We start from the raw sequence: 14,831 nt of genomic DNA on the forward strand, positions 1-14,831 counted from the left end.
GACCTCACCGCGAGACCTCACCGAACGGAGTTGAACGGAGCTGTGATGCAGGACGTCTCCTCACTGGTGGCCCAGGCCCGAGAAGGCCGGCCGCGGGCCGTGGCCCGGCTGATCTCCCTGGTGGAGGGGGCGTCCCCGCAGCTCAGGGAGGTCATGGAGACGCTCGCGCCGCTCACCGGCAACGCGTACGTCGTCGGCCTGACCGGCTCCCCGGGCGTCGGCAAGTCGACGTCCACCTCGGCGCTGGTCACGGCGTACCGCAAGCAGGGCAGGCGGGTCGGCGTCCTCGCCGTCGACCCGTCCTCCCCCTTCTCCGGCGGCGCCCTGCTCGGCGACCGCGTGCGGATGTCGGAGCACGCCTCCGACCCGGGGGTCTACATCCGCTCCATGGCGACCCGCGGCCACCTCGGCGGGCTCGCCTGGGCCGCACCGCAGGCGATCCGCGTGCTGGACGCGGCCGGCTGCGACGTGATCCTGGTGGAGACGGTGGGCGTCGGCCAGTCGGAGGTCGAGATCGCCTCCCAGGCCGACACCTCCGTCGTCCTGCTCGCCCCCGGCATGGGCGACGGCATCCAGGCGGCCAAGGCCGGAATCCTGGAGATCGGCGACGTCTACGTCGTCAACAAGGCCGACCGCGACGGCGCCGACGCCACCGCCCGCGAGCTGAACCACATGCTGGGCCTCGGCGAGGCCCGCGCCGCAGGCGACTGGCGGCCGCCCATCGTCAAGACGGTCGCCGCGCGCGGCGAGGGCGTCGACGAGGTGGTCGAGGCGCTGGAGAAGCACCGCGCGTGGATGGAGGAACGGGACGTCCTCACCGAACGCCGCCGGGCCCGGGCCGCCCGCGAGGTCGAGACCATCGCCGTCACCACGCTGCGGGAACGCATCGGCGACCTGCACGGGGACCGGCGCCTGGGCACCCTGGCCGAGCGCATCGTCGCCGGGGAACTGGACCCGTACCGGGCGGCGGACGAGCTGGTGGCGGGGCTGACGCGGGGCTGACGGGGGCTGAGCGGTGCGGGGTGGCTTTCTGGCGTACGGCTTCTCTCGCCCCCGCCGCCCCTTCCCATTCCCGTCCCTGGGGGCTGCCGCCCCCAAACCCCCGCTTTCGGCCTGAACGGCCTCGTCCTCAAACGCCGGACAGGCTAGAATCCCCCGCGTGTTCCTCCTCTTGGCCTAGGGCCCGCCCCGCACGCGACCGCCGCATCCGGCCGTCGCGCGCATCGGCGTCCCCCAGTTGCCTCCTGCAGAGGAACCCTTCGCGTGTCCACGCCACTCTCGCGGCCCTCGTACGCCGCTGTACTCCGCGTCCCCCATGCCCGCCGCACGTTCGCGGCCGCCCTCGTCGGGCGGCTGTCGTACGGCACGGTCTCCCTCTCCCTGATGCTCTCCCTGACCCGGTCCACCGGGTCGTACGCCGTGGCCGGGCTGGTCATGGCGCTCTTCGGCGCCACGAGCGTCTTCCTGTCCCCCTACCGTGCGTCCCTCGTCGACCGGCACGGTCCGCGCCGGGCCCTGCTGCCCATGGCCCTGCTCTACGCCGCCCTGCTCTGCGTGCTGGCGGCGGCCTGCCGTCCGGGCACCTCGGAGGCCGTCCTCGCGGTGACCGCCGGGCTCGCGGGCGCCTGCACGCCCCCGCTCGGCCCCACGATGCGCGCGGTGTGGGCCGAACTGCTGCCGAACCGGCGGCTGTTGCAGCGGGCCTACAGCGTGGACGGCGTCGCCGAGGAACTGCTCTTCGTCTCCGGCCCGCTCCTGGTCGGCGGCATCGTCGCCGTCGCCTCGCCGGTGGTCGGCGTCGTGCTCAGCGCGGTGCTGGTGGCGGTCGGCACGCTCGCCTTCGTCACCTCACCGGCGACCGCGGCGCTGCGCCCGGCGGGGCGGGGGAAGAGCGACGGCCCCGCACCCGGGCGGGGCGGCCAGGGGCATGGCCGGGCCCTGTTGCAGCCCGTCGTCGTCGCGGCGGCCGTCGGCGTCTCGGTGAGCGCCGTCGACCTCCTCGTCGTGGCCTTCGCGGGGGAGCGCGGCCTCGGGGACGGCACGGTCGCCTGGGTGCTCGCGGCGCTGTCGGTGGGCTCCGCGGTCGGCGGTCTCGTCAACGGCGCCGTCGCCTGGAGTTCGCCCACCCGGGCGCGGCTCCCGTTCTTCGCGGCCGGGGTCGGCCTCTGCCTCGCCGCCGCGGGCCTCGCGCCCGACCTCGGCACGCTGGTCCTGGCCGTCATGTGCGCGGGCCTGTTCGTGGCCCCGGCGCTGACCACGGCGTACCTGATCGCCGACGAGAGCGTGGCGCCCGGTTTCCGGGTCCGGGCGGGCGCCTGGTGCAACACCGCCGTGAACGCCGGGATGTCGGCAGGCGCCGCTGTGGTGGGGCTGCTGGTGGAACGGCTGCCGCTGCCGGTGTGCTTCGCGGTCGCCGGCGCGGTCGCCGCGGCGGCGGCACTGGTGCCGGGGTACCGCCGCCGTGGTTCCGCCCGGTCGGGCGGGGCCGGTCAGTCGTCGTCGGAGTCGCGCACGTCGTCGGCGTCGTCGGAGCCGTCGGAGTCGTCCGCGTCATGAGCGTCGTCCGCGCGGTCGGCCGTGACCTTGCCGGTCTTCGGGTCGACCCGCCAGTCCTGCTCACCCGTGCCGGAGGCGTGCGTCTCGACCTCCCAGGCGGGCTTGCCGTCGCCGCGGTATCCGTCCTCGTCCAGCTCGACGGAGGTGACGGTCCCGTGTCCCGCCGCAGCCTTCGCCGCCTCGGCGGCGTCCACCGACGCGCCCTTCAGGGCCGCGCGCACCTCGGCGGTGTCGTCCTCGTCGTCGTCCCGCTCCGAACCGAGGATCTTGCCGGTGGCCGGGTCGACCCGGACGCTGTGCCAGGTGCCGTCGCCGGAGAGGACGTCGACCTCCCAGGCCGCGCGCTCCCGGCGGTCGTCGCCGTCGTCGTCCCCTTCGTGGTCGTCGTCCTCGTCGTCCTCGTCGTCCAGCTCGGCTGAGACGGCGGTGCCCGGGGTGTCCGCGAGTGCGGCGGCGACGGCGTCGGCCGCCGTCACCTTCGCGGAGGCGGCACGGACCGCATCGTCGTCACGGTCGTCGGCCTCGTCCCGTACCCCGCCGTCGTCCGACACGCTCACGTCCGCGCGGGGCGCCGCGCCCCGGTCGTCGTCCCCCGTCGTCGCCAGGGCCGTCGCCGTGCCGCCCCCGATCAGTGCGGCGGCGGTGATGGCGGCGATCACGATGTTGCGCTTCATGCGGTTTTCCTCCGAGTCGTCAGAGATCATCCAGAGTCCGGCTGTTTCCGGTGACTTCACTGTCACGGACCGACGCTGAGGCCAGGCTGAAGCCGCCTGAAGGGATCTTCAGCTTGCCTTTGGGACTCTTTACGCATGCGCCCACCCGTCGCCCACCACCACCCTGCCCGAGGCGCTTCGCGCCGCCCCTCTCGATTCTTGATCGTGGAGGACGAGAAGCGCCTCGCCGTGTCGCTCGCCAAGGGCCTCACCGCGGAGGGATACGCCGTGGACGTCGTCCACGACGGCCTGGAGGGACTGCACCGGGCGGGCGAGGGCGTGTACGACCTCGTCATCCTCGACATCATGCTGCCCGGCCTCAACGGCTACCGGGTCTGCGCCGCCCTGCGCGCCGCCGGGCACGACGTGCCCATCCTGATGCTCACCGCCAAGGACGGCGAGTACGACGAGGCAGAGGGCCTGGACACGGGGGCGGACGACTACCTCACCAAGCCCTTCTCCTACGTCGTCCTCGTCGCCCGGGTGAAGGCCCTGCTGCGGCGCCGGGGGCAGGGGGCCGGTGCCTCGCCCGTGCACGTCCACGGCGACCTCAGGGTCGACACCGCCGCCCGCCGGGTCTTCCTCGGCGAGGACGAGGTCACCCTCACCGCCAAGGAGTTCGCCGTGCTGGAGCAGCTCGTGGTGCGGGCCGGGCAGGTGGTCTCCAAGGCGGAGATCCTGGAGCACGTCTGGGACTTCGCCTACGACGGCGACCCCAACATCGTCGAGGTGTACGTCAGCGCGCTGAGGCGCAAGCTGCGCGCCGGGCTCATCCTGACCATGCGCGGCGCCGGCTACCGGCTGGAGACCGGGCGGTGAGCCGCCTCTTCGCCTCGGTGCGGGCCCGTGCCACGCTCGCCGCCACCCTCGTGGTCGCCGTCGCCCTCGTCGCGGCCGGCACCGCCGTCCTGCTCTCCCTGCGCTCCAACCTGCTCGGCGAGGCCGGTACCCAGGCGGAGCGGTCCGCGCGCGACGTCGCGACGGAGCTGGCCTTCGGGACGGCGTACGGCGACCTGTCCCTGGACGTGGACGACCGGCCGGTGCAGGTCGTCGACGACCGGGGCAGGCTGGTCGCCGCCGGCGAGGACCTGGAGCGGATCAGCGGCACCGGCGTCGACGCGGTGAAGCCGCAGCCCGGAGCCTCCCCGAGTGGGGAGGACGACGACGCCGACGACGATGACGACTCCGGCGAGTCCCTCGAACCCGGCGAGATCGGCGGACGGATCACCGTCAGCGACGGCTCGGCGACCATCGACGGGGACACGGAGGACTACCGTTTCGCCGCCGTCCCGGTGAAGACCGACGACCGCGGCACGCTCACCGTCTACGCCGGCGCCCCGCTCTCCGCCGAACACGGGGCCGTGAACACCGCGCTGACGGTGATGCTGATCGGCTTCCCGCTGCTGCTCGCGGTCGTGGCGTGGGTGACCTGGCTGGTCACCCGGCGCGCGCTGCGCCCGGTGGAGGGCATCCGGCGCGAGATGGCCGCGATCACCGCCAGCGAGGACCTGGCCCGGCGCGTCCCGGTGCCGGGCACCCACGACGAGGTGGCCAGGCTCGCCACCACCACCAACGAGACGCTGGCCGCCCTGGAGGCCTCGGTGGAGCGGCAGCGCGGCTTCGTCGCCGACGCCTCGCACGAACTGCGCAGCCCGATCGCGTCGCTGCGCACCCAGCTGGAGGTGGCCGCCGCGCATCCCGAGCTGCTGGATCTGGACGGCGCCGTGGCGGACACCGTACGGCTCCAGCGGCTCGCCGCCGATCTGCTGCTGCTGGCCAGGCTGGACGCGGGGGAGCGGCCCGCCGACGCCCGGGTCGACCTGGCGGCGCTCGCACGGGAGGCGGCCGAGGGGCGGACCGGGGTGCGGGTGCGAGGCGACGAGGATGCCGTGAGCGTGGCCGGATCGCGCGGGCAGCTGGGGCGGGTGCTGGCCAATCTGCTGGACAACGCCGAGCGGCACGCCCGCTCGGCGGTGGAGGTGTCCGTGCGGTGGGACGGGGACGCGGCGGTGGTCGCCGTGGCCGACGACGGCGAAGGCGTGCCGGCGGCCGACCGGGAGCGGATCTTCGAGCGGTTCGTACGGCTCGACGACGCCCGCAGCCGCGACGACGGCGGGGCCGGTCTCGGGCTGGCCATCGCCCGCGACGTCGCCGTACGGCACGGCGGCACGCTCACCGTGCACGACGCACCGGCAGGCGGCGCCCTGTTCGAGCTCCGCCTGCCGGGGGCCCGGGCCCGCACGGCCCGGGACGCATGATCAGGGACTCAGGGTCGTCCCCGCTGCCCGCGCAGGTGTTCCGCGATGGGCTTGAGCGCCTTGTCCAGCTCCGTCAGGTCCTCCGGGGCCAGCAGGTCGATGAAGTGCCTGCGGACGGAGGCCACGTGGTGCGGCGCGACCTTCCGCATCGTCTCCATGCCGTGCTCGGTGAGGACGGCGAAGAGCCCGCGCCGGTCGGACTCGCAGTTCTCCCGCCGGACCAGGTTGGCGTTCTCCATGCGGGTGATCTGGTGGGAGAGGCGGCTCTTGGACTGCATCGTGGCGGTGGCCAGGTCGCTCATCCGCATTCTGTCGCCCTCCGACTCGGAGAGATTCACCAGGATCTCGTAGTCGTTCATTGTCAGGCCGAACGGCTGCAGGTCCTTCTCGAGCTGGTGCGTCAACAGCCTGTTGACCTCCAGGTGGGTGCGCCAAGCACACTGCTCCGTATCGGTCAGCCAGCGAGTGGCCGTCTCGGTCTCCATGAATGAAGTCTACCTAAAATGTTGAAAGGCGAACTAGTGAGGGGTTTTCCGTGACGGTGACGGTGCGCACGCGTTCGATGTCACACTCCGCAGATTACCGCTCACAGCCCGAAGCGGCGCTGGAGGTCCCCCAGCTGTCCGGGAAGTCCCGGTACCCCCGACCGGCCGCCCTGCGCTCCGGAAGCGCCGCCGCCGGGCACGCCGGCCTGCTGCGGCGGAGCCCCCACGGCCTGCTCCGCCATGAGCGCCTCGCTCGATTGAAGCAGCACCGTCCCCGCCCCCACGAACTCGAACTGGTGCTCCTCCCCGGAGGCCCCGCCGAGCCCCGTCATCGCACGTAGACCGCCCAGTAGGCCGGTCATGTACCCGTGGTCGTAGTGGTGGCACGGAGACGGGCAGTCGGCCCAGCCGACCAGGGCCTGCGGGTCCACCCGGACCGGCGGTTCCATGAACACCACCGGACCGTTGGACGCGGCGACGAACTTTCCGGTTCCGATCAGCGTCAGGAAGCCCGGCACGATCGACTGCTTGAGCGCGAGGCTTGGCTGAAAAGCGAGCAGATTGCCCGAGCGAATGGTCAGGTTGCCGTCCTCCAGGTCGAAGGAATTCACGTCGAAGGCCCGGTCGGCGAGGAGCATCTTGCCCGAGCCCTCCGCCACGACCCAGTCGCTCGCGTGCAGAGGCGAATGGAACGACGTGCGCACCAGACGGTCCAGCCGGCCGTGCCCGATCCCGTTGAAGTCGATCGTCCCGTAGTAGGCGATCATCTTCCCCTTCTGCAGGAACCACTGGCTCCCCTTGAGCTCCACGCAGAAGGTGTACGCGTTGACGTTGTCGTCGGCCGGCAGCGTCGCCGGGTCGTGGTGGACCGTGCTCACAGCTTCTCCTCCGACGCCTGGACGAACACCGTGCCGCTGCCGCTCAGCTCCAGCTGGAACGCCTCGCCGGAGCCGCGTCCCACCATGTCCCGCCAGCCCAGGGCCGTGGACAGCTTGTTGCGCACGTCGCCGTGGTGGGCGACGTAGGCCTGCGGGTCGACGCGCACCGGGCGCTGCGGGGTGATGGGCACCTCGAAGACGCCCCCGTGGGCCATCACCGCCACCGAGCCGTGCCCCTTGAGGGACGTGGTGAACAGCCCCTGCCCGCTCACCTGGCCCCGCACCATGCCCATGACGCCGCCCTGCGAGCCCAGGAACACGGTGCTCTGCTCCAGGGTGCCCTCGAAGGCGAGGAGGCGGTCCGCCTCCACGTACAGGGTGTCGCCCGACAGGCTGATCACCTGGACGTGGTGGCCGCCGTGCCCGAAGAACACGGTGCCGCTGCCCTCGACGGTCATCAACGGCGTGTCCTCGTTCGCCACCCGGCGTCCGATCATCGACATCACCCCGCCCTGGCCGCCCCGCAGGTTGGGGGTGAAGGACACCTCTCCCTGGTAGGCGAGCATGGCCCCGCGCTGACTGAACAGCCGCTGCCCGGGCGCGACGGTCGCCCGGACCATCTTGGAATTGATCTCCTCGAAGGCCATCTCACACATCCCCCGCGATCGTGTTCCGCTCGCTCGGCTGCACGTACACCAGTCCGTCGCCCTCGAAGCGGATCTGGAAGGCCTCCCCGCCGCCCTCCCCGAACAGGGTGCGGAAGGTCACACCCGACTGGAAGGACTGCCGCAGGTTCCCCTGGTGCGCGACGTACGCCCCCGGATCGACGGTCAGCGGGTACTGGGAGCTGACCCGCAGCACCACCGCGGGACCGTCGGACATGATCGCCGCCTGCCCGTGCCCCTCGATCGTCGTGGTGAACAGCCCGTTGCCCTGGGAGGCGCCGCGGGTGCCCGTGAAACTGGTGCCGGTGCGCAGCCCGGCGTCGGCCGCCAGGAAGTTGCTCGACTCGACGTACAGCTTGTCGCCCTGGAGACCCACCAGGGTGACCTCCGAGGCCCGGTCCGCGAACCAGCAGGTCCCCTGCCCCCTCACCTCCATCACCGTCATCTGCTCGCCGGTGATCCGCCGGGTCACCATCCCCCGGAGGCCCTCACCGCCGCCGCTCAGCTTCTTGAAGGCCATCTCCCCGTCGTACGCGACCATCGAGCCGTTCTTCGCCTTCACGGCGTCTCCGGTCATGTCGACGGCGAGGACCTTGCTGCCTTGAAGTCGGAACATCGCCACGCTGTGAAAGTAGCCCCGCCACGGGTGGACAGAACAGGGCCCACGGGTGGAGACCGACCCTGAGTCCATCCCTTGGGGCATTGTTTGCCACAATGGGCGAACGATTGTGCTTCCGTTCACAAGGCGGACCGCACACCGCCCGCGCCCGTCGGCGCATCCCTCCCTTCCGAAGGTGACCCGTGGACCTCAAGACCGCCACTGCCCTCCGCCGCCTCCGCCTGGTCTCGGCCCCCGAGGCGATCTCGTTCCTCCTCCTGCTCGTCTGCTCCGTCCTGAAGCGGACCACCGACTTCAACGCGGTGCCGGCGATGGGCATGATCCACGGCGTCCTCTTCGTGCTGTACGTGATCTTCTGGGCCGACGCCTGGAACCGCGCCAAGTGGCCGCTGAAGACCGCCGCCCTCTACTTCGTCCTCTCGGTCCTGCCGACCGGCGGCTTCTTCGCCGAGCGCAAGCTCAAGCGCGAGGCCGAGAGCGCGGTCATCGCCTCCCGCGCCCGCCAGGAAGGGGTCGTCAACGCATGATCGTCGCCTTCTCCGTGACGCCGCTCGGCGTCGGCGAGGACGTGGGGGAGTACGTCGCCGACGCCGTCCGCGTGGTCCGCGAGTCCGGGCTGCCGAACCGCACCGACGCGATGTTCACGTCCGTCGAGGGCGAGTGGGACGAGGTCATGGACGTCGTCCGGCGGGCCGTCGCCGCCGTCGAGGCACGCGCGCCGCGGGTCTCCCTGGTCCTCAAGGCGGACATCCGCCCCGGCGTGACGGACGGCCTCACGTCCAAGGTCGAGACGGTCGAGCGCCACCTCGCGGAATGACGCGACAGCCGTGCGCGGCGGACCGGTGATATCGAAAGGCGAGACGGGGCTGACCGGCATATGACCGGCCGGTATGGTCTGTTGCCGTGCCGAAGCCCCTCAGTCTCTCCTTCGATCCCATCGCCCGAGCCGACGAACTCTGGGCACAGCGCTGGGGCGGTGTGCCCTCCATGGCCGCGATCACCTCGGTCATGCGCGCCCAGCAGATCCTGCTGGGCGAGGTCGACGCCGTGGTCAAGCCGTACGGGCTGACCTTCGCGCGCTACGAGGCGCTGGTGCTGCTCACCTTCTCCAAGTCGGGCGAACTGCCGATGTCCAAGATCGGCGAGCGCCTGATGGTGCACCCCACCTCCGTGACGAACACCGTCGACCGCCTGGTGCGCTCCGGCCTGGTGGCCAAGCGCCCCAACCCCAACGACGGCCGCGGCACGCTGGCCACCATCACCGACAAGGGCCGCGAGGTCGTCGAGGCGGCCACCCGCGACCTGATGGCGATGGACTTCGGCCTGGGCGCGTACGACGCCGAGGAGTGCGGCGAGATCTTCGCGATGCTCCGGCCGCTGCGGGTGGCCGCGGGGGACTTCGACGAGGACTGAGCGGGCGAACCGTGCGGGGCGGGGAGGCCCGGCGAGTCGCCCGACCCGGTCGAAGATCGCGCGAAACGGGCGGTTACGCTCGTAGCCATGAAAAAGAGCGTGCTGACCCGCTACCGGGTCATGGCGTACGTCACCGGTGTGCTGCTGATCGCGCTGTGCCTTGGCATGATCGCGAAGTACGCCCTGGATCTGGGCGGCGCCGCCGACTTCACCCAGGTCGTCAGCATCGCCCACGGCTGGCTGTACGTGATCTACCTGGTCTTCGCCTTCGACCTGGGCTCCAAGGCGAAGTGGCCGGTCAAGAAGCAGCTCTGGGTGCTGCTCGCCGGGACCGTTCCGACCGCGGCGTTCTTCGTGGAGCGCAGGGTCAGCCAGGAGCTGGACGCGAAGGTCGCCGGCGCCGAGGCGCCCGCCCCCGTCAAGGCGTAACCGGCCCCTCACCGGCCCTCCCACCGCCGTACGGACACCCGTACGGCGGTACCCCATCGACATTTACTTGGACGTCCTAGTAAATTCGAGGGTATGGACGCTCACGCCATAGAAGAGGGCCGCCTTCGCTGGCAGGCCCGGTACGACGCGGCGCGCAAGCGCGACGCGGACTTCACCACGCTCTCCGGAGACCCCGTGGAGCCGGTGTACGGGCCCCGCCCGGGGGACGAGTACGAGGGCTTCGAGCGGATCGGCTGGCCGGGCGAGTACCCCTTCACCCGCGGCCTGTATCCGACCGGATACCGGGGGCGTACGTGGACCATCCGGCAGTTCGCCGGGTTCGGCAACGCCGAGCAGACCAACGAGCGCTACAAGATGATCCTCCGCAACGGCGGCGGCGGGCTCTCGGTCGCCTTCGACATGCCGACGCTGATGGGCCGCGACTCCGACGACCCGCGCTCCCTCGGCGAGGTCGGGCACTGCGGGGTGGCCATCGACTCGGCCGCCGACATGGAGGTGCTGTTCAAGGACATCCCGCTCGGGGACGTGACGACCTCCATGACGATCAGCGGGCCCGCCGTGCCCGTGTTCTGCATGTACCTGGTCGCCGCCGAGCGCCAGGGCGTCGACGCGTCCGTGCTCAACGGCACGCTGCAGACCGACATCTTCAAGGAGTACATCGCCCAGAAGGAGTGGCTCTTCCAGCCCGAGCCGCACCTCCGGCTCATCGGCGACCTCATGGAGTACTGCGCGGCCGGCATCCCCGCCTACAAGCCGCTCTCCGTCTCCGGCTACCACATCCGCGAGGCGGGCGCGACGGCCGCGCAGGAGCTGGCGTACACGCTCGCCGACGGCTTCGGATACGTGGAGCTGGGGCTCAGCCGCGGGCTCGACGTGGACGTCTTCGCGCCCGGCCTCTCCTTCTTCTTCGACGCGCACCTCGACTTCTTCGAGGAGATCGCCAAGTTCCGCGCGGCCCGCAGGATCTGGGCCCGCTGGATGCGCGACGTGTACGGGGCGCGGACCGACAAGGCGCAGTGGCTGCGGTTCCACACCCAGACCGCCGGTGTCTCGCTCACCGCGCAGCAGCCGTACAACAACGTCGTGCGGACCGCCGTGGAGGCGCTGGCGGCCGTGCTCGGCGGCACCAACTCGCTGCACACCAACGCGCTCGACGAGACCCTCGCCCTGCCCAGCGAGCAGGCCGCGGAGATCGCCCTGCGCACCCAGCAGGTGCTGATGGAGGAGACCGGCGTCGCCAACGTCGCCGACCCGCTGGGCGGTTCCTGGTTCATCGAGCAGCTGACCGACCGCATCGAGGCCGACGCCGAGAAGATCTTCGACCAGATCAAGGAGCGGGGGCTGCGCGCCCACCCCGACGGTCAGCACCCCGTCGGACCGATCACCTCCGGTCTGCTGCGCGGTATAGAGGACGGCTGGTTCACCGGCGAGATCGCCGAGTCGGCCTTCCGCTACCAGCAGTCCTTGGAGAAGGACGACAAGAAGGTGGTCGGCGTCAACGTCCACACCGGCTCCGTCACCGGCGACCTGGAGATCCTGCGGGTCAGCCACGAGGTCGAGCGCGAGCAGGTGCGGGTCCTGGGCGAGCGCAGGGCCGCCCGCGACGACGCGGCCGTGCGCGGCGCCCTGGACGCCATGCTGGCCGCGGCCCGCTCCGGCGGCAACATGATCGAGCCGATGCTGGACGCGGTGCGCGCGGAGGCGACGCTGGGCGAGATCTGCGGCGTACTGCGCGACGAGTGGGGGGTGTACACGGAGCCGGCGGGGTTCTGAGCGGGGCCGGCACCGCCGGGGCCGGGCCCTTCCTACGACCCCGACGCGCGGAACGTGCGCCGGTACGCCGACGGGGCGACCCCCGCCTCGGCCGCCAGGTGGCGGCGCAGTGAGGTGGCGGTGGCGAAGCCGACCTCGTGGGCGACCCGTTCCACCGGCAGGTCGCTGGACTCCAGCAGGTGCCGGGCCCGCCGCAGCCGCTGCTGGGTCAGCCAGCGGCCGGGACTGAGGCCGGTCTCCTCACGGAAGCGCCGGGCGAAGGTGCGGGCGCTCATCGCCGCGTGCGCGGCCAGCTCGTCCAGGGACAGGGGCCGGTCCAGCCGGCGCAGCGCCCAGTCGCGGGTCGGGCCGGTGCCCGTCCCGCTCGCCGGTGGTACCGGCCGCTCGATGTACTGCGCCTGGCCGCCGTCCCGGTACGGCGGCACGACGCACCGGCGGGCCACCTGGTTGGCCACCTCGCTGCCGTGGTCCTGGCGCACCAGGTGCAGGCAGACGTCGACGCCGCTCGCCGCGCCCGCGGAGGTCAGCACGTCGCCGTGGTCGACGAAGAGCACGTCGGCGTCCAGCTCGACCCGGGGGAACAGTTCCCGGAAGTGGTCGGTGAGCGCCCAGTGGGTGGTGGCCCGGCGTCCGTCCAGCAGACCGGCGGCGGCCAGCAGGAAGGCGCCGGTGCAGATCGACACCAGGCGGGTCCCGGGGCGGACCCGGGCCAGGGCGGCGAGCGCCCGCGGATCCGGCTCGGCGGCGGACGCGGCCGTGACGGCGTACGGCGGCACGATCACGGTGTCCGCCGCGGCCAGCACCTCGGGACCGTGCCCCGGGGTGACGGTCAGGTCCGAGTCGGTGCGCACGGGCCGCCCGTCGACGCTCGCGGACAGCACCTCGTAGCGCCCGTCGGCGGAACCCAGGACGCGGTGCGGGATGCCGAGTTCGAAGGGGTAGACGCCGTCCAGGGCGAGGACGGCGACCTTGTGGGCGCCGGGGCGGGGCGCCGGGCGCATCAGGCGGTCCAGTTCGGCCGCACGGGCGGCGGCGTCGGTGAGCATGGCACAAATGTATCGGAGGATGACCTTCTTGCCATGTTCCGGGCCCGGGCCGGCGGCCAGCATGGGGGCATGACCTCGACGGACACTTCTGCGAACGGCGCTTCCCCGCACGGCGCCCCGACGATGCTCGCCCTGCACCAGACGGCCCTCGGCGGCCCCGACGTGCTGCGGCCCACCGAACTGCCCCGGCCCGAACCGGGACCGGGCGAGATCCTCGTCGCCGTGCACGCGGCCGGGCTGAACCCCACGGACTTCAAGCACCGGGCCGTACGGCTCTTCCTGCCGCCCCCGCCGCTGACCCTCGGCTGGGACGTCTCCGGCACCGTGGTGGAGACCGGTTTCGGCGTCACCCTCTTCCGGCCCGGCGACGAGGTCTTCGGCATGCTGCCCTATCCGCACGGGCACGGCTCGCACGCCGAGTACGTGACCGGACCGGCCCGTGCCTTCGCCGCCAAGCCCGCCGGTATCGACCACGTCCACGCCGCCGCGCTCCCGCTGGCCGCGCTCACCGCCTGGCAGGCCCTCGTCGACACCGCCGGTCTCCGGGCCGGGCAGCGGGTGCTGATCCACGCGGCGGCCGGCGGCGTCGGCCATCTCGCCGTACAGCTCGCCAAGGAGCGTGGCGCGCACGTCACCGGCACCGCGAGCGCGTCCAAGCACGCGTTCCTGCGCGAACTCGGTGCGGACGCCTGCGTCGACTACCGCACCGCGGACTTCGCCGACACCGACGAGCGGTACGACGTCGTCCTCGACACGCTCGGCGGGGAGACCGCCACCCGTTCCGTGGGCGTGCTCCGCCCGGGCGGCGTCGTCGTCTCGCTGCTGCCGGGCGACGCAGACACCGCGGCCGCGGCCGGGCGGGCCGGGGTCCGGGCCGTCGTCCTGCTCGTCGAGCACGACCACGCCGGGATGCGCGCCATCGCCGAACTCGTCGAACGGGGGAGCCTGCGCGCCCACGTGTCCGGCACCTTCCCGCTCGCCGAGGGTGCCCTCGCGCACGCGCAGGGGGAGACCGGCCGCACCACGGGCAAGCTGGTCGTCACCGTGCGCTGAGCGGGCCCGGACCGGCCGCGTCCCACCGGGGCGCGGCCGGTTCCGCGTCGTCCACGCCGGCCGCGTCATCCGTCTCGTCCCTCTCGTCCGGGTCGCCCCCGTCCGCGCCGGCCAGGCCCCACAGCAGTACCTGCGTCAGACCACGCACCCACTCCTCGTCCGCGGACCGGGCGCTGACCAGCGTGCGGTGCACCACCGCGCCCGCCACCACGTCGAAGATGAGGTCCGCCGTGCGGGTGGCCTCGGCCGGGTTGGTCTCGGGCGGCAGCTCGCCGCGGGCCTGGGCCCGCGCCCTGCCCTCCAGCACCAGGCGCTTCTGCCGCTCGACGATCGACGTGCGGATGCGCTCGCGCAGCGCGTCGTCCCGCGTGGACTCCGCGACCACCGCCATCAGACCGCTCCTGGCCTCCGGCCGGGCCAGGATCGCCGCGAACTGGAGCACCACGCCCTCGATGTCGGCGGCGAGAGAGCCGCGGTCGGGCAGTTCGAGCTCGTCGAAGAGCTCCGCCACCGCGTCCACGACCAGCTCGTTCTTGCCCGCCCAGCGGCGGTAGAGCGTCGTCTTGGCAACCCCGGCCCGCGTGGCGACGTCTCCCAGGGTGAGCTTCGACCAGCCGAGATCTACCAGGGCGGCCCGCGTCGCGGCCAGGATCGCGGTGTCCGCCGCGGCACTGCGCGGGCGCCCGGCACGGCCGGCGGGGGAGCTGCTCTGCATCCCCCGACCTTAACCGGCGGGTAACACGCGGCCGGTGGTGAGACAGATCACCGCGACGTGGGCCGGCGGTGGGGTGTTCCGACGGGCCGTCCCGGCATTACGCTACGACTCGTAGCGAAAGCGCGGGTCCGCCCGCGCCCCAGCGACGACCACGGGCGTGGGGTGGGGACCCGGCGCCGAGCAGTACACGGACCGAACAGCACACAT

Annotated in this window: 17 protein-coding genes; 10 read left to right on the forward strand and 7 right to left on the reverse strand. The window is 72.5% G+C overall.

The features are described 5' to 3' along the window. The first annotated feature begins 45 nt into the window (after positions 1–45). Entirely contained in the window at positions 46–1,002 is a 957-nt protein-coding gene (gene meaB / locus C4J65_RS24075) for a methylmalonyl Co-A mutase-associated GTPase MeaB (RefSeq protein WP_115744255.1), read from the forward strand. Positions 1,003–1,263: 261 nt separating this feature from the next. Further along, positions 1,264–2,556 carry an MFS transporter gene (locus tag C4J65_RS24080; RefSeq protein ID WP_115744256.1) on the forward strand — a complete coding sequence of 431 codons (1,293 nt, stop codon included), beginning with the start codon at positions 1,264–1,266 and terminating at the stop codon, positions 2,554–2,556. On the opposite strand, the gene C4J65_RS24085 is transcribed toward C4J65_RS24080, so the two are convergent. After that, entirely contained in the window at positions 2,490–3,230 is a 741-nt protein-coding gene (locus tag C4J65_RS24085) for a PepSY domain-containing protein (protein WP_115744257.1), read from the reverse strand. The genes C4J65_RS24080 and C4J65_RS24085 overlap by 67 nt on opposite strands. A gap of 204 nt (positions 3,231–3,434) precedes the next feature. Between C4J65_RS24085 and C4J65_RS24090 the strand changes: the two genes are divergently transcribed. Beyond that, on the forward strand, positions 3,435–4,088 hold the full coding sequence (locus C4J65_RS24090) for a response regulator transcription factor (protein ID WP_240330500.1): 654 nt from the start codon (positions 3,435–3,437) through the stop codon (positions 4,086–4,088). Next, positions 4,085–5,527 (forward strand): HAMP domain-containing sensor histidine kinase, encoded by a 1,443-nt coding sequence (locus C4J65_RS24095; RefSeq protein WP_115744259.1) that lies wholly within the window; start codon positions 4,085–4,087, stop codon positions 5,525–5,527. Before C4J65_RS24090 ends, C4J65_RS24095 begins: the two co-directional genes overlap by 4 nt. 8 nt (positions 5,528–5,535) lie before the next feature. Here the strand turns inward: C4J65_RS24095 and C4J65_RS24100 are convergent, their stop codons facing one another. From C4J65_RS24100 to C4J65_RS24115, 4 genes are all read right to left on the reverse strand, one after another. Continuing rightward, complete coding sequence (locus C4J65_RS24100; protein WP_087807185.1) at positions 5,536–6,012, reverse strand: MarR family transcriptional regulator; 477 nt, start codon at positions 6,010–6,012, stop codon at positions 5,536–5,538. 101 nt (positions 6,013–6,113) lie between these two features. Then, positions 6,114–6,890 (reverse strand): AIM24 family protein, encoded by a 777-nt coding sequence (locus tag C4J65_RS24105; protein WP_115744260.1) that lies wholly within the window; start codon positions 6,888–6,890, stop codon positions 6,114–6,116. Beyond that, on the reverse strand, positions 6,887–7,537 hold the full coding sequence (locus C4J65_RS24110; protein ID WP_115744261.1) for an AIM24 family protein: 651 nt from the start codon (positions 7,535–7,537) through the stop codon (positions 6,887–6,889). The genes C4J65_RS24105 and C4J65_RS24110 overlap by 4 nt, the downstream gene beginning before the upstream one ends. A 1-nt stretch (position 7,538) precedes the next feature. Further along, positions 7,539–8,171, reverse strand: a complete 633-nt coding sequence (locus tag C4J65_RS24115) for an AIM24 family protein (RefSeq protein ID WP_115744262.1) — start codon at positions 8,169–8,171, stop codon at positions 7,539–7,541. 185 nt (positions 8,172–8,356) lie between these two features. On the opposite strand from C4J65_RS24115, the gene C4J65_RS24120 reads away from it, so the two are divergent. The 5 genes from C4J65_RS24120 (at position 8,357) to C4J65_RS24140 (ending at position 11,810) form a co-directional block, all read left to right on the forward strand. Next, positions 8,357–8,701, forward strand: coding sequence for a DUF3817 domain-containing protein (locus tag C4J65_RS24120; RefSeq protein WP_115744263.1), 345 nt, complete (start codon positions 8,357–8,359; stop codon positions 8,699–8,701). Next, positions 8,698–8,991, forward strand: a complete 294-nt coding sequence (locus tag C4J65_RS24125; RefSeq protein ID WP_043383196.1) for an MTH1187 family thiamine-binding protein — start codon at positions 8,698–8,700, stop codon at positions 8,989–8,991. The genes C4J65_RS24120 and C4J65_RS24125 overlap by 4 nt, the downstream gene beginning before the upstream one ends. An 86-nt stretch (positions 8,992–9,077) precedes the next feature. Then, positions 9,078–9,587, forward strand: coding sequence for a MarR family transcriptional regulator (locus C4J65_RS24130; RefSeq protein ID WP_115744264.1), 510 nt, complete (start codon positions 9,078–9,080; stop codon positions 9,585–9,587). An 87-nt stretch (positions 9,588–9,674) separates the two neighbouring features. Next, positions 9,675–10,016: a DUF3817 domain-containing protein gene (locus C4J65_RS24135; protein WP_162833323.1), complete on the forward strand. Its 342-nt coding sequence runs from the start codon at positions 9,675–9,677 to the stop codon at positions 10,014–10,016. Positions 10,017–10,109: 93 nt separating this feature from the next. Continuing rightward, positions 10,110–11,810, forward strand: a complete 1,701-nt coding sequence (locus C4J65_RS24140; RefSeq protein ID WP_115744266.1) for a methylmalonyl-CoA mutase family protein — start codon at positions 10,110–10,112, stop codon at positions 11,808–11,810. A 32-nt stretch (positions 11,811–11,842) separates the two neighbouring features. On the opposite strand, the gene C4J65_RS24145 is transcribed toward C4J65_RS24140, so the two are convergent. Next, entirely contained in the window at positions 11,843–12,856 is a 1,014-nt protein-coding gene (locus tag C4J65_RS24145) for a helix-turn-helix domain-containing protein (RefSeq protein ID WP_115744267.1), read from the reverse strand. Positions 12,857–12,925: 69 nt separating this feature from the next. On the opposite strand from C4J65_RS24145, the gene C4J65_RS24150 reads away from it, so the two are divergent. Continuing rightward, positions 12,926–13,909 (forward strand): NADP-dependent oxidoreductase, encoded by a 984-nt coding sequence (locus C4J65_RS24150; RefSeq protein WP_162833325.1) that lies wholly within the window; start codon positions 12,926–12,928, stop codon positions 13,907–13,909. Here C4J65_RS24150 and C4J65_RS24155 read toward each other — a convergent pair. Then, the gene (locus tag C4J65_RS24155; RefSeq protein WP_115744269.1) at positions 13,896–14,624 is read right to left on the reverse strand and encodes a TetR/AcrR family transcriptional regulator; all 729 of its coding nucleotides are present in this window, start codon (positions 14,622–14,624) and stop codon (positions 13,896–13,898) included. The genes C4J65_RS24150 and C4J65_RS24155 overlap by 14 nt on opposite strands. Between the last annotated feature and the right edge of the window lie 207 nt (positions 14,625–14,831).

The sequence above is a fragment of the Streptomyces sp. CB09001 genome, from assembly GCF_003369795.1.
GTDB lineage: Bacteria > Actinomycetota > Actinomycetes > Streptomycetales > Streptomycetaceae > Streptomyces.